A 19,149-nucleotide genomic window follows, 5' to 3' on the forward strand; every position below is an offset into this window, starting at 1 on the left:
ACACAATTGATACACTGTATCATTTTGATCCAATCAAATCTGAACAAAATGTGAATTACGACGACAGCAAGAAAGAAATCTGCGATAAACAGTTTTGCAGCTAAAAAGAATATCGCCGAATAACCTACTTGCGCCAGGCACTGGTCAATACGCCTCACCAGGGCTCCCTCCAGCTATCAGAACTCCCGATGAATTCGGGCTTCAAGCTTGATTCTCCCCAATATTGGAGGTTGCCTAGGCCGACCATCCTCAATATGATATGTTATATCATAGCTAAACTTAAAGGATGGGTAGTGTGAGTGAGGAATTTAGGTATTGCACCGCCCGCCACAGCAGAGAGCAAAGCAATTAAAGCCTCTGAAAATAGTGTTTATTAGCCGAAGTTACTTAATTGGAGATTAGCTTGAGCCTGACCGACTTTACAGAAAGAAGCCATGAGACACTTATCACACAAGCTCCAAGTGCTGAACTGGCTCCGAAAGAGGAAGGACTGTCAGTGGCAGACCTGCCAAATACCCGTCGGGCCGTATCTGCAGATAATGGAGAAGTTTTAGCAGATATTTTCCAAGCTGATATCAATATGGCCATCTGGCAACGGGAACTGTCCAGTAGCATAGCCAGTGATTGCCGCTCCCTCTTAAGTAGTGGTGTCCATCCCAACCGTAGGATTCTATTACCTACCGCCAAGATCGAGCGTCTCGGTGAAGCATTGCCAGAGCTTGGTCCCTACCCGCACTTGTGTGCTGATATCCAGTTACTGGCAGATATGTTCAGTTACCTATTCGAGCTAAGCGGAGTCGGTATTCGTTTAACAACCCTGAACGGTGCAATGTGCCCCAAGTTTCATGTAGATCGGGTGCCCTGCCGATTGATTACGACTTATTTAGGCACGGGGACTGAGTGGCTGACTCCAGACTCTATTGACCCAAATACGCTCGACTTAAAGGCTAACCAGGAATTCCCCTCAACTTCCATCAATCACCTGACATGCGGCTCAGTTGCTCTACTCAAGGGCGAACTCTGGGAGGGCAATAAAGGTTTTGGCCTAATCCACCGCTCGCCCAGTGTCGAGCCCGGCCAACTGCGACTGCTACTCACATTCGATTTCGGATCCGCCGACGAATGACGAGCGCTTACTGGGACGTAAAAATTCTATTAGGAATAACTCATGAAACTTACCGCGAACCTTTTCGCACTGATGACTCTTTCAAACTTGGCCCATGGAATTTCCGGACAGGTATTAGATACTTCTGGAGAGCCCATCTATGGCGCTAGTATTGAAGTCGCGGGAAGTAGACAGCAGGCACAAACAGATGCGCAGGGCCGATTTTCACTTGAGATGAATACTTCACAGCTCCGCGAGATCCATATCAATGCCCCGGGGCACAGCCATAAGACAGTAATTTTACAAGCTGGTCAGGATGAGCCCCTGAAAGTTACCTTGCAACACACTGTTATCGAACAAATTGACGTAACAGCCACGCCATTACATGCTTCCACCATTGAATCAGCACAACCAGTAACAGTGGTAGCCGGCGAAGAGCTACGTAGAAAACAAGCCTCCACTTTGGGAGAAACCCTCAAGAATGAAGTAGGGGTTCATTCCAGCTACTTTGGACCAGTAGCCAGTAGTCCCATTATCCGCGGACTCAACGGCCCCCGCGTTCTGATTACCCAAAATGGGCTCGATAGCGCTGATGCCTCCCGAGTTGGCCCAGACCATGTCGTCGCCACTGAGACCATTACTGCAGAGCAGATAGAAATCCTGCGGGGGCCTGCCACTTTATTTTATGGTTCAGGAGCCATCGGTGGCGTAGTCAATGTGGTAGATGAGCGGATCCCTACCTCTAGTGAAAACAGGACCGCTTACTCGCTGGGAAGCAATACCGTGGCAGATGAGCGCGAAGCCTCGCTGGCTCATACCGGCGGCAATGATCAGCTGGCGTATCACGTGGACGGTTTCTGGCGCAAAGGTGACGACTATGAAATTCCCACCTCAAGCGACTATGGCGAAGAATCCAGTGGGGTATTAGAGAACAGTGACTCAAAAAGCAAAGGGTTCAACATCGGTGGCAACTGGTTTTTAGATAATGGTTCGATCGGCCTTGCCTATGGGCGCCTGGAGCGAATTAACGGTATTCCCGGGCACGGCCACTCTGATGAACACGAAGATGATGAATCAGAGCATCATGATGAACATGAAGAAGAAGTAGTTTCTGATTTGAAACAGGACCGATGGCAGCTGGTCAGTGAACTGTCTCTGGACAACATATGGTTGAGCGGCCTGGATGCCAGAATTGGATACACAGACTACGAACATTCTGAAATCGAAAACGACGCTGTCGGTACAACATTCAGCAATCAGACACTTCAAGCTCGGGTCAACCTATTACTGCAAGAAAGGGCCGGATGGCGCGGCGCAATAACCCTGGAAAGCAAAACCACCGATTTTGAAGCGATAGGTGAAGAGGCCTTCACCCCGCCGAGCACAACAGAAAGCTCAGCAATTGGGCTGATACAGGAAAAGCAAACGGGAGAGTTCCTATGGCAGTTAGGAGCCCGAATCGAAAGAGTCACTATCGAAGCCACCGATGATGACTGGGAGGGGGGAATCTCGATAAGTTAGCTTTCACACCCTATAGCTTTTCTGCCGGCTTGGTCTGGGACATTGCCGCCAATTACAATGCCGGCATCTCTTTTACCCACGCCCAACGAGCACCCAGTGCCGCTGAACTTTTTTCTTATGGTCCCCATATTGGCACCAGCACCTTCGAAGTCGGCGCACTATTTAGACTGGATGACACAGAAGAGCCCTATTTTTACTACGAGAACAATGTTGAGGAAGAGGTTTCCAACAACATTGACCTCAGTTTTCGCCGGCATTCCGGAAATATCGGCTGGGTGCTGAATCTATTCTACAACCAGGTTGATAATTTCTACTACGAGCGCAATACGGGCTACACCAGCGAAGATATTGAAGAGCATGGTCACGATGAGGAAGAAGAGAGTCACGATCATGGCGAATTACCCGTTTATGTCTTCGATCAAGCTGATTCGACACTCTACGGGCTAGAAGCTGAGTTTGCCTGGCAAATATCCAAGCCACTCACATTAACACTGTGGGGAGACACTGTTCGTGGAAAGTTGGATGACGGAGGTAACCTGCCTCGCATTCCACCTGCACGATTGGGCAGTATGTTAAGTTATAGCTCCAATGGATGGGATGCAGGAATTGAGATTACGCACGCGTTTGAGCAAAACAAAGTATCAGAACTGGAAACTAGCACCGCTGCTTACACACTTTTGAATACTGAGCTTGCGTACACTTTTCTAGGAAATCAGCACAACCTTACAGTCTACCTAAAGGGTAATAACCTAACTGACGAGTTAGCCTATGTGCATTCATCCTTCCTGAAAGAACTTGCTCCACTTCCCGGGAGGAACTTTAGTGTTGGATTGCGGGGCATGTTTTAATCAAGGGAAGCTCTAGTCAGTCAAAAAAACCATCGGCAATGATTATTACCGGTGGTTTTTCTTTTATATGAGTAGTACTCAATAAGTACTGAGAAATATTCTAACGTTTCTATAAATTCACCCATAGGACGTGCAGTTACCAAAAGTCTAATTAGGAATTAACATGACTCAGCCAATAGTACCCGAAGATTTTAATGCTTGGCTGCATTGTATTACGATAGAATGCGGTATTGAGCTAACACCAGGCTTTGTTGATGAACGTATCAGCGCACTCCAAGATAAGAATAACTACCATACCCGTAACTTTGTTCTCTTATATGGGCAAGAGCACCACCAGAAAGTCCTCAACTGGTTTAAGCAAGTGCGTGAAAAAATATAATCTAGCACCTATCAACACTTTCGGCCTATCTGCAAAAAATTAAAATCTGACAAAGAATATAAAAATCAATCCAACTTATCAAAATGAAGAAAATGTAAAGATTTTTTAGTCATATATCACCACCATATAAAATTTATATATCCATCCACCTCTTTATTTAGCGACAGTCTGTGGACCATTTTTAATGCTCCGGCAGTGCCATGACGCGACTTAGCTTTCGCGCCATCTAGAGTCAGGAATGTTCCTGAAGGGGTTTATTAGTAAATAGAAGGAGCCAGGTTAATATACCTGGAAAAACTTTAATTTTGCTCCGTTTGAGCCTCTATTTAAATAATTTTCTTATTGTGCCAACCTTTGATTTGCGGGGAGAAGTGCCCTAAATAGATATGAAAGAAAAATACAATAGGACTATTCCACTCACTGACAAGCGGAGATCCCGGAATTTTCCGTTTTTCTTTAGATGTTTATGTTGCGTTAACAATCGCTCAGTAGATATTCAATCTGGTTGGCTCGGGCAATAATCTGATTGTCGAGGCAAATGGGAGTCTTTCGCAGATACGTATCCGTCTAAATGCTGATTTAGGAGGCACCAGACTTGAAGAGATACATCTGGCCATAGACATAAAACATCTATTTTCGCAGATATATACGAGCAGCAAATCAATTTAACGATCAACGGACCGTATAGAAAAAATCGAATATCATTTTTAACGATTGGCTGAAGCCGTGGAAAGGCTCAGAATGATACAGGAATCACTTTTAAATCTCAGGGGGCCTTCCCACACAGTATTTAGCGGGCATTTCATCTAAATCAACTGCCTTCATAAGCTGTCTACTTGCCTCAAGATAGGACTCTGCAGTTGCGCCTGACCAATAACCCGTATCACAAGTCAGAGAAACACAATCCCCTCCAAAAGTTACAAAAGGCTTATCACGTACAATCTTGCATGTGCATATGGCCTTGAGCGGATTCATTGGGTCGACAATACAAGGCTGATCCAGGCAATCTGTCCACGGTTTACCCTCGGGGCAGGAAAGTACAGGCTTAGTAGGAGCCTGAGCGAAAGAAAATGTCGACAAGGCTTTTTTAACGCCGTTTGAGTTGGTCGCAGGTATCCGGGTTTTACATTCTGATAACCCAAAGTTCAATCCTTTGTTAACATCACACCTACATATTGCATTTGAATCCGGATTCCTGGGGTCTGGAATACAGGGGGCAGATGTGCATAAGACATACTCATTACTGCAAATGATACCCTTGCCACTTTTGATGGAATTAAGATTGTCTTCTTCAGCTGACGTTTCAAATCTCACAAAGACAAGGGCAATCAAAACCACTGTGAGTAAAAATGAATGCTTCGTCATGAGTGTCTCCCTTGGAATTTAAAAGTCGAATTGAATATAAACTGATATTTCCCATTTGAAGATATACTTTTGTAGCGCTCAAAAGATAGTCTCAAGTTACATCTACAGAGACTATCAATAATGGATTTTAACGCCTACGTTCTCATGGATCTTCTCGTATAAAGTAAAGACGGCCTGGCATATAGGAGAACAGAGCGAGATAGAGAACTTATTCTGCCGGCTAAGAGGGTTCAGAGGTCTTACCAGTCGTTTTGATATTTTAGGTTCTTAAGAGGTTTTTCACTTATTGAAAACAGGTTGATTAGTAATAATTGGACCCAGTGGCTATTATCACTAATGGCCACAACAGTAGAACTGTATAACGGTGCCAACAGCCATAATAAGTGACTGAATTTGGTTAGAGTGAGTGAGGTATGCTGAAACCCCACATATCACTCACTGTTCATAGTGATTAACTAGTATATGATCAGATTACAAACTGAACTCTACCCTACTCTCACCTGACTTTAAGGTATAGCTTTGATTTCCACTGCTATTATTTACAGTAATAGTGTTCACTTGATCCCGCTCAATCTCCATCAGCATCGATTGCTTAATGCTCAATTTTTTACTGGAAAGATCTACCAAAGGCACTTCCTGATATATCCAGATATCATGAACATCGGCTTCCATACCTACCCAATTGAGATTTAACACATCACCATTTTTCTGGCTAACCTGGAATCTTGAATTGACATAGTTCTCCATCTGTTGTTGTGCTTCATTCAACTCTTTACCGGCACTTATTGACAAAGCTTTTTCAATATCAGCAACAAAAAATCGGTGGGAAATCTCCAGTGTTTGAGTGCGTTCATTTACTGAGAGGCTAGTCAAACCAAAATGATAGCGATGTGCATTTGCCTGGAGTGCAATTACTGAGGTCGTTACTACCAGCAAAAAGGAAAATAAAACTTTCATCAATTACTACCAATACATAATGAATGTTTCAGATAGATATTTTGCGTCAAAAACACAAGTTGCAGCTCCCCAAACCAATTATCAGTGAGCTGCACTTTTCTCCAAGATTTAACCTGCCTCTTTAAGTTCTACATCCCAATCCTTCATCAAATTACGCTGCTTTTCATCCTTAAATAGCTCCAGGCGCGACTTGATAATGCGGCGTGGGTAGAAGTTGTTCTCTACATTGACATCTGCTGTTTCCCAGTGGGGATCAAGCACTACTGACTTGAGCACCTTGCTCTTATCCCTCACCAGCATCTTGGAGGTCTTCTTAGCATTGCGAGTCCAGATTTCAGCGGGGATACGCAAATCCTCAACACTTCCATCTTCATATTCCAATCGCAGGAACAGGGGCATTACCAAGCCACCAATATTGCTAAAGTCCAGCACGTAGACATTACTCTCAACCTTGAGTAAATCTTTTTCCCAGTCCTCCAGACCCTCCAGCTTACTTCGGTAGCTATTGCGATCTGCATTGGAAACATCAAACTCGTCGTGCTTGTTATAGAAGTCTTCCAATTCCGGTTTACCATCAACGATACGGGTCAACTTTCTCGCGCGGTTCTCAATAACAGTGATAGTCTCTGGTTCCCGTTCATGCTGAGCGCGCTTCCAAGGTCCTTCCACTTCAGGGTTTTGTGTACCAACGGTGTAGTGGTGTACGGCATCAAGGCTGATATCAACATTATCAGTAGTGTAGAACCAGCCGCGCCAGAACCAATCCAGATCCATACCTGATGCATCTTCCATAGTACGGAAAAAATCTGCAGGCATAGGACGCTTGAACTTCCAACGCTGGGCGTACTCTCGGAAAGCGAAGTCGAACAGCTCACGTCCCATAACGGATTCACGCAGGATATTCAGTGCAGTTGCCGGCTTTCCGTAGGCATTGTTACCGAGTTGAAGTACTGATTCCGAGTTCGTCATAATCGGAACCTGGTTCTCGCTCTTCATATACTCGACAATTTTTCGCGCATCTCCGCGGCGAGATGGATACTTTTCCTCCCACTCCTGCTCAGCCAGGAACTGTACGAAGGTGTTTAGCCCCTCATCCATCCAGGTCCACTGGCGCTCATCAGAATTAATAATCATCGGGTAGTAGTTATGCCCTACCTCATGAATGATGACCGAGATAAGCCCATACTTGGTGCGGCGGGAGTAAGTACGCTTACTGCGGTCCTCCTCATCAATTTCTGGCCGCGGACCATTAAAGGTGATCATGGGGTATTCCATTCCCCCCACAGGGCCGTTGACTGAAATAGATACCGGATAGGGATAATCAAAACTGTAGCGGTTATAGACGTCTATTGTATGAATAATGGACTCTGTAGAGTACTTATCCCACAGAGGAGTGCCCTCTTCTGGATAGAAGGACATTGCCATAGTGTCGGTACCGCCCTTTTTATAACCCTGTGCATCCCACAAGAACTTACGCGAAGATGCCCAGGAAAAGTCACGGACATTTTCCGCTTCAAAAACCCAGGTTTTGCGCTTAGTTGAACGACTTTTCTCATTTTCCAGGGCCTCGTCCTTAGTGACAATCATCACGGGCTTATTCGCAGTACGGGCCTTTCGCAAACGCTCACGCTGCTTGGAAGTCAGCACATCCCTCGGATTTTGAAGAACGCCGGTGGCGGCAACGATATGATCTGCCGGCACCTCGATAGCGACACGATAATTTCCAAACTCAAGCGCAAATTCGCCGCTCCCCAGGAACTGCTTGTTTTGCCAGCCGCTAACATCGTTATAGGCGGCCATACGCGGGAACCATTGGGCTATTTCGTACAGGTAGTTATCATCGCGCTTGAAATATTCAAAACCGGAGCGACCACCCAGCACTTTTTGCTCAACAACTTTGTAAGCCCAACCAATCTGGAAGCTCACACTGGAACCGGAGGCCAGTGGCTGGGGCAGGTCAATTCGCATACCAGTATCAACAATAGTATGTCTAAGCTCCCTCCCCCGTGTGTCAACCACTTTAGTAATCTGGTATCCCCCTGGAAACTCCCCAGATACCACCGCATGACGAAAACTATTAAACGGGATGGTATCCGGGGCAATGGCTTCCAGGTTAACCGGCCTCGCCAAATTACCAGAGGAGTTAGGCTTGAAGCGATTTTGATCCAGTTGCACCCACAAATAACGCAGTGTATCTGGCGAATTATTGGTGTAAGTGATGGTCTCTGAAGCGGTTATCAGTTGCTTATCATCATCCAGTGAAACCTTGATATCGTAGTCCGCTTGCTGCTGCCAATAGGCATGACCCGGAGCTCCCGACGCAGTGCGATAGCTATTAGGTGTCGGCAGCAGCTCCTCCAGCTGGCGGAACTTATCACCGGTTACATTTAGGGGGTCTGCGGCAAAGCTGCCCGAAAAGCCGGACATAGCAAGCCATGCCACTGTTAAGCGGCCGAGTAATTTTATATTCATTGGTTTACTTCAGAGGTTTACGTCAGATTACAATTTTATAGAACACGGTCCCCAAAAAATGATCAGGGTCTTTGCAAGCATTTGCGATAAGCCAGGCCAGATTTGAATATCCGGCCTAACAGCTATTTGGATTCATAAAACACTTTTGTTTCTGCATCCTGATTATCTACCAGAGCATCGATCCAGGACTTCTCCATCTCATCCCAGCCCAAGGGTACCTGGTTAATCACCTCCACCCGGCTTTCCAAAGTGTCATCCAGCTCCAATACTGTGAGCACTTTGTCAGCCTTGTTAAATCCAAATACACCTTGCTCGGTAATAAATACACCCTTGATCCTCTCAGCTTCAGCGCCGCTGAATAGTGAAAAGAGCGCATCATAGTCAAATATAAATTCAGGGCTAAAACGCCAGCCACAGCTGTAGTAGCCCTCTCCACTATTCTCTGAGCGGAGATAACCACACTCCGGTAATAGCTCAACTTCATCCACCGACTGATTTACCGGATGCTGGTGATCATTCCCTGTAGAAACCTGGAAACCACTTGAAAGTAGAAGCCAGTCTAGTTCGATCCGCCCCTGCTCCACCACTTGAAGAGGTTTTTCTGTGGCTTCACCTAAAAATGAGAGAAAACGCTGAAGGTTTTGCAAGTCCTCAGGACCATAGAGGTCAGACTTGTTGGCAACCACCAGATCGGCAACTTCTAATTGCTGCCGAAAAGTCTCACTACGCAAATAGCGGTCGTCCTCTATACAGCGGGCATCCACTAAAGTAAGCGTACCACGAAGGTTCAAAACACCGCCGCGTACAGCGTCGGACAGCGCTTCGAGCACCTCTCGCGGATGCCCCAGACCCGTGGGCTCGATCAATAAACGATGGGGCTTGGCTTTGGCCAGTAACTGGTTTAAAGCAACCTGCATTGGTAAGCCCGCCGCACAGCACATACAGCCTCCGGGTACCTCTCGGATATAAATGCTATCTTCCTGGCCCGGTTCAAAAAGTGCGCCGTCAACACCCACCTCTCCAAACTCATTGACCAGAACAGCCCAGCGTTCATCATCGGGCTTACATTCCAGAAGGTGGCGGATTGCGGTCGTCTTGCCAACACCCAGAAAACCGGTGATAACGTTGGCAGGTACCCCGCGTATCAACTGACTAGCCGCCACTAAGCTGCTTCCCGGCTACATTCATCACAGACACAATCCAACTCTAGTTGCGACGTTTGAAGATGAAACCCAGCACTTTCAACCGTATCGCGCAGCGCGGTGATGACTTCCGGTCTGATGCCAATTTCCCTTACTTTGCTACACCGGTTGCAAATTAAAAACTGTGGGGTTTGGTGGCTGTGATCACAGGCAATATGAGCACATGCCAGATACTTGTTCTCTGAATTAAGCTTGTGAACCAAGTTCTCTGCGGCCAGGAAGTCCAGCATTCGATAGACTGACATGGCAGGAATTGAGTCGCCGACGTCACTATTGTAATGCTCCGCTATTTCGTAGGCTGAGAGCGGGGTTTTAGACCGCAGCAAAACGGTAAGAACATTCTTGCGCTTTTCAGTCAGGCGCGCCCCTGAGCTACGGCAGGCTTGTTCTGCCACACTCAGGGTCTGTCTGATTTGGGATGCTTTCATAGCTATTTCATTTGCAGTTTGTTGTCTTTAACAGTGAGCAGCTCAGCCCCCTGTCGACCGGAGCTGACCCATTGCACTGCAATCCCATGAATACCGGGAAATCTCTCGAACAGGGTAACAATAACGCTGTTGAACTGTGCCAGATTATCACACTTGAATTCATAGCTAGCATGGAAACCGCTATGTACCGAACTATCACTGCTAACTTCCGCGCTATAAGGCACCTCAACATCCACGCTTCGGGGCTTACAATTGGTTCCAACAAACTCCAGGAAAAGATCAGGCTTAGCAAGTTCGAGGGACACCTGATCCAACAATTGTTGTTGAGCATGGCTACGTGGCGCGTGCTCAAACCCCACCAGATTGACTGAAGGTGACTCCAGCTCGATACGGACTCTATCTGCCTCGGCCACCAGGTACATTACTGCCTCACCGTGAGTATGCCCCCCCATATCTCCGGCAACTGGACCGGCAACAAACAAAGCAACCAACGGAACCCGTGCAAAATTCATTATCCTCACCTAATCAACCTAAGCCACCCGATATATCAAGCGCTGGTTTACCCCGTGGGCAATGATTAACAAGCCAGCACCGAGGATACTGGCGACTAGCTCCCATACTCCCTCCAAGTAAAGCGCCCCAACCAATAGCAGTGCCCCAGAGAAGCCCACGACCATTACCGCATAGCGTTGATGGCGTCGACAGGAGGCCGGGAAGCTGGCCAAAGCCAGGGTCACTACCGGCACGAGTAAAAGCAAGTGGAGAAACTGGTCGCCCTGCAGTGCACCCAATACCCCCAAACCACCCAATAACGGTAATAAAGGGGTCAAAAGACAGTGCACCAGGCAAACTCCAGAAGCCAAAATCCCTAAAGTATCTCTCACAACAATCCTTTTAATCTTCGAGTAATTAAGACAGATAGCCACACTTCAGCCAACAAAATGATATGTTATATCATATGTAAAATATTTCAAGTCAAACAGAGCAGTGTGACTAAAGGTTCATGCAATGCCGCGAATCAATGAGCAGGAACTGCTGGGGATGCCCACCTCAGACTATATGAATGAAAAGCAATTATCCTTACTACATGGACATCAAAGCCTTCCTTATCGCTAATAAGGCTACGAAAACAACACAAGTCTCCGAGGAAACACTAGAGATACTCAGCTTTTTTGAGGCTGATATTCTTGACGGCGACCAGGAATATCGGGAAGAGCCTGAGCTGTCAATGTTGACAGCGGGCCCTTTAGGGTACTTTAATTTCTGTAATTTATTTATTTTGTTTCGATAAATTTTGATAAAAATCAAAGTAACAAAAATTACGTAGCTACAAGCTCTAAAGCCAAAAAATTTGTTAACCAGTAACATACTATACACGTTGAGAGATTACCCCTCATTGAAAAAGTCTACAGGAGACAATCCAGAGATGGCGGAAATTCAGAACTTAGTCAACTCTACAAAAGCAGCCTAACATCACAGAGCATAGCGGGTGGAATTATAAGAGACCCAAATGTAGATCGAAACGCCTCACGTTGTTGTCCTGCCGGCCGAAGCGAAGATTACTCATATAATATACCTCAAAGATAAGGTCAGATCATGTTGGATTATGGTCCTGAGTCCGCGGGGCAAGAGAGCCAGATACTTTTTTACTCCGCTTACGCATCCTGGGAGGGATCCATTCATAAATCACCAACGGTCTCACCTGTTTTCATTCGCCAATGAATACTACTTTTAACAAGGTAACGGACATGTAGATCCAATTTGAATCAGATCGACTAGATCTGTAGACCAAGAGCGAGCAGCAGTGGAAGATCTTCGAATGAATTATTCATTCGGTATCATGATGATCTAAGCGTCGAATAAATTAATTACAGTTATCAATTAAACCAAGCATGATGACATTAAAAGAAACTTTAATTAGAACGACCATTGTCGCCTTAATATGCCTAGCCACCTCGGCTTGTTCTAAAAGAATTGCCAGATTTATAGAGGAAGCTGAAAACTTCGCCCTTGATGAAGAAACAAGCAATATTAAAGTTGAAGACTTAGGTTTCAAAAAAGATAAATATTGCCCAATCAAAAAAAACAACTGCATTAGTTATTATTACGGACCACCTTTAACCAGCAACAACCTACAGTACTCTGTGAAATTTGGAGAGGGAGACAGGAAGAATGTTGTAGGGATTAACTTAAGTAGAAATTCTTTAGAAAGACATTACTCTGGCACTGTAATATTATTACATGGATTTCGAACCGCCAAAGAATTTATGCTTAATTCAGCTCTGTATTTCCGCTTTCTAGGATTTCAGGTTGTTGTTCCTGATCTACTTGGCCATGGTGGCTCGGGTGGCAGGAGGAAATATGGGGTAGAAGACAGTAAATATATCAACAATCTTATTGGCAGCCTAATTGAGGAAGGGGTTATCAACAGTGGGAGAATTTATATTGTAGGAAATTCTATGGGCGCCTTAACGGCCACATACATTTCCTCTTTAAGAACAGATATCAGTGGAATTATTCTTTTGGCTCCGATGCCGCCATTTGATGAAGCTGTATACAATTATGCAAAACGTGACCACCCCCTGCTAAGCAGAATTATTCCTGAGAAGGACTTCCGTAAGGGTGCGCTTTTAGCCTTAAAAAAAGCCAAAATCAATTTGAATGATACAAAAATACTACCTATTATTGAGTCCTCCCAGGCCCCTACACTACTAATACTCTCAGATTCGGACAAAATTTCGCCTTACGCAGATTTCGAACAGTTGAGAAATGACAATATCAAGATCATCAAAATTCATGACAGATATCATCCGAGCATGAATACAATAGGGGAAGTCGAACATAAAGCAATCATTAGTTGGCTCAACACTACCCAAAATTAATCTTATAAAACTTGACAACCAATTCTCTCCTGTTCGAACAATACAGGAGTCGTCATCTTAGAACCTAAACACAAAGATAAAGATCAATACTTCCCTAGTATCAATTTAGATTATATCTCCACATTCAAACCGGGAAAACATTCAATTGGAATTGTGACCCCATAAAAAATTATACAATAAATTCAAACCATGCTTGATCATATTACGCCAGTTCAGTTTGTGGAGAAATTGGGATTCAGTACGATTTGGGTCAGGATCGCAAAAGCTGCTGCCTCTATTGATCAAATCTCAGGCGGGCGCTTAATTCTAGGGATCGCCAACGGCGATCGTCCGGAAGAATATCCTGCGATGAATGTTTCGTATCAGGAGCGAGGGAAACTGTTCCGGGAGAACTATAAATATATTCGCCGTGTAGCAGAGCCCTCCCCCAACTTCAAAGCTCCTTTGGGGCAATTTCTGGAGATCTGGACATATTGCCCAAACCAGAAAAAACAAAGCTGCCTTTATTGATAACGGGCTCCTCTCAGCAACCCCCAGATTGGCTCTCTAACAACGGAGATGGTTGGATCACCTATCCCCGTCTACATGCCACGCAAGATCAATTTATTAGCCAATTGAGAAATAACCCTGCCAATAACAAGCCAGTGATGGAACCACTCTATATTGATATAACTGAAACCCCGGATGCCCTACCACACCCCATACACTTGGGATATCGACTGGGAATTAACCAATTATACCAATACCTTAAGTCGCAAGAAGAGATCGGGGTTAACCATGTTGCTCTGAACCTCCGATTTAACCGGGCAAATATTGAAGAAACGCTTGGAACAATTTCGGAAATAATTCTCCCACGTTTTAATGAAAAGGAATAACAAATGCGTAAGACCATTTTATTGACAGGCGGTACTGACGGTATCGGATTAGAAACTGCTAAAATACTGGCAGCAAAGGGTCATACTCTGCTCTTACATGGCCGTAGCAATACAAAACTAGAAAGTGTGAAAGAAGCAATAAAGCAAAGCTATCCCAAGGGCCACATAAATACATTCCGAGCAGATTTATCCAATTTATCAGATGTGTTAGCACTGGCCTCAATGGTAAAAGATCAATATTCAAATATTGATGTTCTTATCAATAATGCCGGCGTATTTAAAGTACAGAACCCAATAACCGACACGGGTTACGATGTTCGTTTTATTATAAATGTTATTGCCCCCTATTTGTTAACGACACGGCTATTGCCGCTGGTTAGCGCCGATGGCCGCATTATTAATCTATCTTCTGCGGCGCAAGCAACTGTGAACCTCGAAGCGCTCAAAGGTCACCAACAACTATCCGACAGCGACGCTTATGCCCAAAGTAAATTAGCTCTCACCATGTGGACCTTTCAACTAGCCCGCTCACTTGGCGACAAGGCCCCGCAATTTATCGCAATCAATCCCGCCTCATTTCTGGGTAGCAAAATGGTAAAAGATGCTTACGGAACTCAAGGGAAAGACTTAAGCATCGGCGCCAATATATTGGTACGAGCGGCACTCGATGATGAGTTCTCAAACGCTAGCGGTAAATACTTTGACAATGACATAGGCAATTGGTCCCAGCCGCACCCAGACGCGCTAGATGAGAAAAAGAGAAAGGTACTTATTGAAGAAATTGAGAACACTCTCGACAAACTCAGCATTAAAAATACCTAAGACGTTAACGCAATCAATTAAAAGGAATTCACCATGAAATATGAAGGTTTTACCACATTCACGGCGGAGCAAGATGACGGAACCCTAACTGTGACATTTGACTTTGGTCCCGTGAATGTCCAAGGGCAGGAAATGCTGGCCGACTTAAACAGCCTGGCTATGCGCCTGGAACGGGATCGAGAAACCAAAGTCGTTGTATTTCAGTCTGCCAATCCGGAGATTTGGGTATGTCATTACGACACTGAGCTATTAAAAAACATGTCTGATGAAGCTGTATCTCGCGAAGAAGCCCAACTGTTGGATTTACAGGCTGTCTGTGAGCGCATCAGCAAAGTACCTCAAGCAACGATCGCCAAACTAGAGGGTTTCGCTAGAGGTGGTGGCCATGAACTGGCCTTGGCACTCGATATGCGTTTCGCAGCCCGAGGAAAATATAAATTCATGCAAATGGAAGTGGGTATGGGAATCCTCCCCTGCGGGGGAGGTGCATCAAGGATGGCTCGCCAGACAGGACTGGGTAAAGCGCTGGAGATTATTCTCAGCGCCCGTGATTTCGATGCTGACGAAGCGGAAAGGCTCGGCACAATCAACAAAGCACTAGACCCAGATGAAATTGGCGAGTATGTCGATAGCCTGGCGAAGAGAATCGCTCAATTTCCAGCAGAATCAATCAATGCCTGTAAACAGGCGGTCTATGAGTCAATCGATAAACCTATCGGTGAAGCGCTAAAAGCGGAAGCCTATTGGCTGTATCAAGCAACCAGTAAAACACCTGCGCTAAAACGCTTCTCTAACGCAGATGAACAAGGGTTGGAACACGATATTGAAAATCAGCGGAACTGGAACCAACTGGTTATGGATGTACAAAAAATAAACTAGCAGTAGCAATTGGGCATCCGACAATTTACAGACAGCGATACCCTACTTACTTCGGACACTTAGACAAAACTCTACAGAAAGTACACTTTTTGGGAATCAAAATGAGAGCAATGATTGTAAATACCTTTGGCGGCCCAGACGTATTTGAAGCTGCTGAAGTACCCAAGCCGACCACCAAAGCTGGCCATGTGCTGATTAAAATATCAGCAACCAGCGTCAACACCGTAGATACCATGATTCGCCAAATGGGACCTGCATTACCCCTTTCACCGAAAGCCCCGGCAATATTGGGTATGGACTTCGCTGGTGTTGTTGAAGAGATTGGCGAAGGTGTAACCGATTATCAGGTGGGCGATGAAGTCTATGGCTGCGCAGGTGGACTGGCTGACTCACCGGGAACATTAGCCGAATATATTGTTGCAGACGCGAACTTAATTGCCCTGAAACCCGAGAACCTGACCATGCGGGAAGCAGCAGCTTTGCCCTTAGTAGGCATAACCGCCTACGAAGGGTTACAGCGTGCGGGGGTTAAGCCTGCACAAAGTGTTCTTGTTCACGGTGGCTCGGGCGGTGTGGGTCATATAGCTGTACAGCTGGCTCGTCACTTTGGTGCTGATGTTTACTCAACAGGCTCCGGAGATCCTCAACTGGCAATGATTGAAAAATTGGGGGCAGCGCCGATTAACTACCGGACTGAATCAGTTGAGTCTTATGTACTGAAGTACACCAACGGAGCAGGCTTCGATATAGTATTCGACTCAGTCGGTGGTGCAAATATAACGAACTCTTTTGAGGCAGCAAAACTCAATGGCCAAGTAGCTACTACCGTTTCCATGGTAGCACTTGATCTGACGCCTGCTCACTTTAAAGGCTTGTCTTTGCATGTCATATTTATGTTAATTCCAATGCTACACAATTACCACCGTGAGGAACACGGGCATATTTTAAAAGCACTAAAAGCCATTACTGAAGCAGGCGATCTCAAACCTGTGCTTGATGAAACTTCTTATAGTTTGCCTGATATTGGCAAGGCCCATGAACGGCTGGCAAGTGGGCAAGCTATGGGGAAAGTTGTTGTGAATATCGATCCCTAAGACTGACTAATAGAGATTTCAACTCGCAAATCTCCATTATTGATGGGAATAACGCAAAAAATGTAGATGTTCAGACCTGATATGATCAGCCTCGGTTACTCAGAAAACTTCATTTTAGGTCTGAACTGTCTCAACCCACTCACACTAATTTATCAACATATTTTGTTAAAATAGACATCTTATTTGAAGAACAATTTCCCCACTCAAATTTGTAAGGTGGGCTTAATCCCCTTATAGTTGTAAATGTATTAAAAATATACCAACCTTAAAAAGAGTCCCAAAATCTACCAGCAATTGGTCCCAAAGAGCGCTCTCTATTACGAATAATACATAGATCAAAACTGCTAAATGCTTCAATCCCCTCAACATTAATAGGTACAAGCAAACCTCGCTCCAGTTCACTCTTTATGAAGTGCCTTGGTATTCGACCCCAACCAAGTCCAGCAAGGGTCAGCTCTTTTTTTGTATGGTAGTCATTAACAAACCATCTGCGCCCAACTTCCAGCAAGTTGATATTTCCCTTATTTTCTGAGCGGCCCGTATCCCTGACGACAATTTGGGGTAGTTGTGCAGCCTCCAATTGTGAAATTTCATCGCCAGGAAAAACATCAGGAGCCACAACATTAACTAATTCGACCTGCCCTATTTTCTTCCACTCATGCTTGCTCTCAACGCCGAACAAAGTAGCAAATGCCAGATCAGCTTCATTGCCATCTATGCGCTCCATTACGCCAGACAATAGTTCAGTGCTAATACTAAAATCCGTATTAGGAAAAGACAGCACTATAGGTTTGATCTGTTCCAGAAGTGGGCTTAGCTCGACAATACCACTAATGACCACAGTAAATTTGGGTTCTATTCCCGCACCAAGCTGGTGCCCCATTACAGAGAGCTGCTCGAGGCTTTGCATAACTCTCTTAGTCTGCTGATAAAAAGCCTGCCCCTGTTTTGTGAGGTTCGGTCTATAGCTATCCCTATCAAATAAGGGAAAGCCAAATTCTTCTTCAAGCTTCTTAACCGCATTACTAATCGTCGGCTGGGTTTTGAAAATCGCCTTGGCCGCTCCACGAAAGCTTCCCTGCTCCACAACGGCAATAAACATCTTGAGCTGCTCTTGGGTCATATCAATACTCGATTCATAGAATCTATCATTTTGATCCAAATATACCATTATTATTTTATCGGGAGTATGGATAATCTGCGTCCTGTCGAAACAAGCAGAGTCAACAGAAATGACTAAAAAAGACAGTGATCTGAGCCTTTTTTCCCACGGAAAGCTCGGCCATATGGAAACTGATAGCCGTATCATTATGGCTGCCTTGACACGTGCAAGGATCGGTCGAGATGGTGTACCAACAGACGTTAACGCCAAGTATTACGCCCAGCGTGCCAGTGCGGCGATGATTATCTCGGAAGCTACCGCGATCTCAGCCCAAGGGCTTGGATGGGTGAATACCCCAGGCATTTTTACAGAAGAGCAAATCGCGGGCTGGAAAAGGTTACCGATGCTGTACATCGTCAGGGAGGAAAAATTTTTGTCCAGCTCTGGCACATGGGCCGAGAAGTACATCCAGACCTTATCGGCGGTCAAACGCCTGTTGCTCCCTCGCCGATTGCAGCTGAGGGTGAAGCACATACTTATACGGGAAAGAAGCCTTATGCAGTTCCGAAGGCTCTAACATATGAGGAGATTCAAAGTATTATCGCAGATTATAAGCAGGCAGCTAAGAATGCGCTTATAGCCGGCTTTGATGGGGTTGAACTCCACGCTGCAGGGCCTTACCTTCCGGCTCAGTTTCTTCACGACAGCACCAATCATCGTACAGATGCCTACGGCGGCAGTGTAGAAAACAGAGCTCGCTTCATCTTCGAAGTAACTTCTGCATTATGTGAGGTCTGGGGATCAAATAGAGTTGGAATCAAGCTATCTCCGGAAATCAGCTTGACGGACAGTAATGCTCAAAAAACCTATCTATATGTTGTCAACCAACTGAACAGATATAACCTTGCCTATCTACAGATGATGGAACGGGCCTGGGACAGAGAGAACCAACCAAGCATTGACCACACCCAGCTACGCAAAACCTATAAAGGTCTTTACGTAGCCAATGGAATGTATGATCTTAAATCCGCAAACAATGCCATTGCCGATGGCTCTGCCGATTACATTTCATTTGGCCGTTTATTTATATCCAATCCGGACCTCGTAGAGCGCCTCGCAAATAATGGCCCCTTTAACGAAGAGGATATGTCTTCATTTTTCGCTGGCGATGAACGCGGGTATTTAGACTACCCCTCATTAGTGACACAAAACTCTTAA

18 protein-coding genes and 1 pseudogene are annotated in these 19,149 nt (G+C 45.4%); 11 read left to right on the forward strand and 8 right to left on the reverse strand.

Annotation, left to right across the window (positions count from 1 at the left end):
* The first annotated feature begins 403 nt into the window (after window positions 1-403).
* The 4 genes from P3339_RS12310 (at window position 404) to P3339_RS12320 (ending at window position 3,853) form a co-directional block, all read left to right on the forward strand.
* Window positions 404-1,126, forward strand: coding sequence for a DUF1826 domain-containing protein (locus tag P3339_RS12310; protein WP_282950660.1), 723 nt, complete (start codon window positions 404-406; stop codon window positions 1,124-1,126).
* A gap of 42 nt (window positions 1,127-1,168) precedes the next feature.
* Window positions 1,169-2,626, forward strand: a complete 1,458-nt coding sequence (locus P3339_RS23475; RefSeq protein ID WP_353056821.1) for a TonB-dependent receptor — start codon at window positions 1,169-1,171, stop codon at window positions 2,624-2,626.
* Window positions 2,627-2,655: 29 nt separating this feature from the next.
* The gene (locus tag P3339_RS23480) at window positions 2,656-3,474 is read left to right on the forward strand and encodes a TonB-dependent receptor domain-containing protein (RefSeq protein WP_353056822.1); all 819 of its coding nucleotides are present in this window, start codon (window positions 2,656-2,658) and stop codon (window positions 3,472-3,474) included.
* Window positions 3,475-3,637: 163 nt separating this feature from the next.
* Window positions 3,638-3,853: a PD-(D/E)XK nuclease superfamily protein gene (locus P3339_RS12320; RefSeq protein ID WP_282950661.1), complete on the forward strand. Its 216-nt coding sequence runs from the start codon at window positions 3,638-3,640 to the stop codon at window positions 3,851-3,853.
* A gap of 759 nt (window positions 3,854-4,612) precedes the next feature.
* Here P3339_RS12320 and P3339_RS12325 read toward each other — a convergent pair.
* The 7 genes from P3339_RS12325 to P3339_RS12355 all read right to left on the reverse strand — a co-directional run bounded on the left by P3339_RS12325 (window position 4,613) and on the right by P3339_RS12355 (window position 11,203).
* Entirely contained in the window at window positions 4,613-5,218 is a 606-nt protein-coding gene (locus tag P3339_RS12325; RefSeq protein WP_282950662.1) for a hypothetical protein, read from the reverse strand.
* Window positions 5,219-5,689: 471 nt separating this feature from the next.
* Complete coding sequence (locus tag P3339_RS12330; protein ID WP_282950663.1) at window positions 5,690-6,175, reverse strand: DUF6702 family protein; 486 nt, start codon at window positions 6,173-6,175, stop codon at window positions 5,690-5,692.
* Window positions 6,176-6,283: 108 nt separating this feature from the next.
* Window positions 6,284-8,647, reverse strand: a complete 2,364-nt coding sequence (locus P3339_RS12335) for a M1 family metallopeptidase (RefSeq protein WP_282950664.1) — start codon at window positions 8,645-8,647, stop codon at window positions 6,284-6,286.
* 122 nt (window positions 8,648-8,769) lie between these two features.
* Window positions 8,770-9,810, reverse strand: a complete 1,041-nt coding sequence (locus P3339_RS12340; RefSeq protein WP_282950665.1) for a CobW family GTP-binding protein — start codon at window positions 9,808-9,810, stop codon at window positions 8,770-8,772.
* Window positions 9,810-10,277, reverse strand: coding sequence for a Fur family transcriptional regulator (locus tag P3339_RS12345; RefSeq protein WP_020415334.1), 468 nt, complete (start codon window positions 10,275-10,277; stop codon window positions 9,810-9,812). Before P3339_RS12345 ends, P3339_RS12340 begins: the two co-directional genes overlap by 1 nt.
* 2 nt (window positions 10,278-10,279) lie before the next feature.
* On the reverse strand, window positions 10,280-10,789 hold the full coding sequence (locus P3339_RS12350; protein WP_282950666.1) for a ZrgA family zinc uptake protein: 510 nt from the start codon (window positions 10,787-10,789) through the stop codon (window positions 10,280-10,282).
* A gap of 18 nt (window positions 10,790-10,807) precedes the next feature.
* The gene (locus P3339_RS12355; protein ID WP_353056823.1) at window positions 10,808-11,203 is read right to left on the reverse strand and encodes a MerC domain-containing protein; all 396 of its coding nucleotides are present in this window, start codon (window positions 11,201-11,203) and stop codon (window positions 10,808-10,810) included.
* Window positions 11,204-12,169: 966 nt separating this feature from the next.
* Between P3339_RS12355 and P3339_RS12360 the strand changes: the two genes are divergently transcribed.
* The 6 genes from P3339_RS12360 (at window position 12,170) to P3339_RS12385 (ending at window position 16,829) form a co-directional block, all read left to right on the forward strand.
* Window positions 12,170-13,159, forward strand: a complete 990-nt coding sequence (locus tag P3339_RS12360) for an alpha/beta hydrolase (protein WP_282950668.1) — start codon at window positions 12,170-12,172, stop codon at window positions 13,157-13,159.
* Between the two features lie 189 nt (window positions 13,160-13,348).
* Complete coding sequence (locus P3339_RS12365; protein WP_282950669.1) at window positions 13,349-13,669, forward strand: LLM class flavin-dependent oxidoreductase; 321 nt, start codon at window positions 13,349-13,351, stop codon at window positions 13,667-13,669.
* Window positions 13,633-14,034 (forward strand): LLM class oxidoreductase, encoded by a 402-nt coding sequence (locus tag P3339_RS12370; RefSeq protein ID WP_282950670.1) that lies wholly within the window; start codon window positions 13,633-13,635, stop codon window positions 14,032-14,034. The genes P3339_RS12365 and P3339_RS12370 overlap by 37 nt, the downstream gene beginning before the upstream one ends.
* A gap of 3 nt (window positions 14,035-14,037) precedes the next feature.
* The gene (locus P3339_RS12375; RefSeq protein ID WP_282950671.1) at window positions 14,038-14,856 is read left to right on the forward strand and encodes an SDR family NAD(P)-dependent oxidoreductase; all 819 of its coding nucleotides are present in this window, start codon (window positions 14,038-14,040) and stop codon (window positions 14,854-14,856) included.
* A 33-nt stretch (window positions 14,857-14,889) separates the two neighbouring features.
* Window positions 14,890-15,735, forward strand: coding sequence for an enoyl-CoA hydratase/isomerase family protein (locus P3339_RS12380; RefSeq protein WP_282950672.1), 846 nt, complete (start codon window positions 14,890-14,892; stop codon window positions 15,733-15,735).
* A gap of 101 nt (window positions 15,736-15,836) precedes the next feature.
* Entirely contained in the window at window positions 15,837-16,829 is a 993-nt protein-coding gene (locus P3339_RS12385) for a zinc-dependent alcohol dehydrogenase family protein (RefSeq protein ID WP_020415326.1), read from the forward strand.
* Window positions 16,830-17,094: 265 nt separating this feature from the next.
* Here the strand turns inward: P3339_RS12385 and P3339_RS12390 are convergent, their stop codons facing one another.
* On the reverse strand, window positions 17,095-18,201 hold the full coding sequence (locus tag P3339_RS12390) for a LysR family transcriptional regulator (protein ID WP_282950673.1): 1,107 nt from the start codon (window positions 18,199-18,201) through the stop codon (window positions 17,095-17,097).
* On the opposite strand from P3339_RS12390, the pseudogene P3339_RS12395 reads away from it, so the two are divergent.
* Window positions 18,140-19,149 (forward strand): annotated as a pseudogene (locus tag P3339_RS12395) (alkene reductase). The gene P3339_RS12390 and the pseudogene P3339_RS12395 sit on opposite strands and share 62 nt — an antisense overlap.

Origin of the sequence: Microbulbifer sp. MLAF003, from assembly GCF_030012965.1 — a bacterium.
Classification (GTDB): domain Bacteria; phylum Pseudomonadota; class Gammaproteobacteria; order Pseudomonadales; family Cellvibrionaceae; genus Microbulbifer; species Microbulbifer variabilis.

What these genes read in the sequence shown, in the direction of transcription:
- P3339_RS23475 (WP_353056821.1), top strand. Translation starts at nt 1,169, where the DNA reads ATGAAACTTACCGCGAACCTTTTCGCACTGATGACTCTTTCAAACTTG.
- P3339_RS12320 (WP_282950661.1), top strand. Translation starts at nt 3,638, where the DNA reads ATGACTCAGCCAATAGTACCCGAAGATTTTAATGCTTGGCTGCATTGT.
- P3339_RS12325 (WP_282950662.1), bottom strand. Translation starts at nt 5,218, where the DNA reads ATGACGAAGCATTCATTTTTACTCACAGTGGTTTTGATTGCCCTTGTC.
- P3339_RS12330 (WP_282950663.1), bottom strand. Translation starts at nt 6,175, where the DNA reads ATGAAAGTTTTATTTTCCTTTTTGCTGGTAGTAACGACCTCAGTAATT.
- P3339_RS12335 (WP_282950664.1), bottom strand. Translation starts at nt 8,647, where the DNA reads ATGAATATAAAATTACTCGGCCGCTTAACAGTGGCATGGCTTGCTATG.
- P3339_RS12345 (WP_020415334.1), bottom strand. Translation starts at nt 10,277, where the DNA reads ATGAAAGCATCCCAAATCAGACAGACCCTGAGTGTGGCAGAACAAGCC.
- P3339_RS12350 (WP_282950666.1), bottom strand. Translation starts at nt 10,789, where the DNA reads ATGAATTTTGCACGGGTTCCGTTGGTTGCTTTGTTTGTTGCCGGTCCA.
- P3339_RS12360 (WP_282950668.1), top strand. Translation starts at nt 12,170, where the DNA reads ATGATGACATTAAAAGAAACTTTAATTAGAACGACCATTGTCGCCTTA.
- P3339_RS12365 (WP_282950669.1), top strand. Translation starts at nt 13,349, where the DNA reads ATGCTTGATCATATTACGCCAGTTCAGTTTGTGGAGAAATTGGGATTC.
- P3339_RS12375 (WP_282950671.1), top strand. Translation starts at nt 14,038, where the DNA reads ATGCGTAAGACCATTTTATTGACAGGCGGTACTGACGGTATCGGATTA.
- P3339_RS12380 (WP_282950672.1), top strand. Translation starts at nt 14,890, where the DNA reads ATGAAATATGAAGGTTTTACCACATTCACGGCGGAGCAAGATGACGGA.
- P3339_RS12385 (WP_020415326.1), top strand. Translation starts at nt 15,837, where the DNA reads ATGAGAGCAATGATTGTAAATACCTTTGGCGGCCCAGACGTATTTGAA.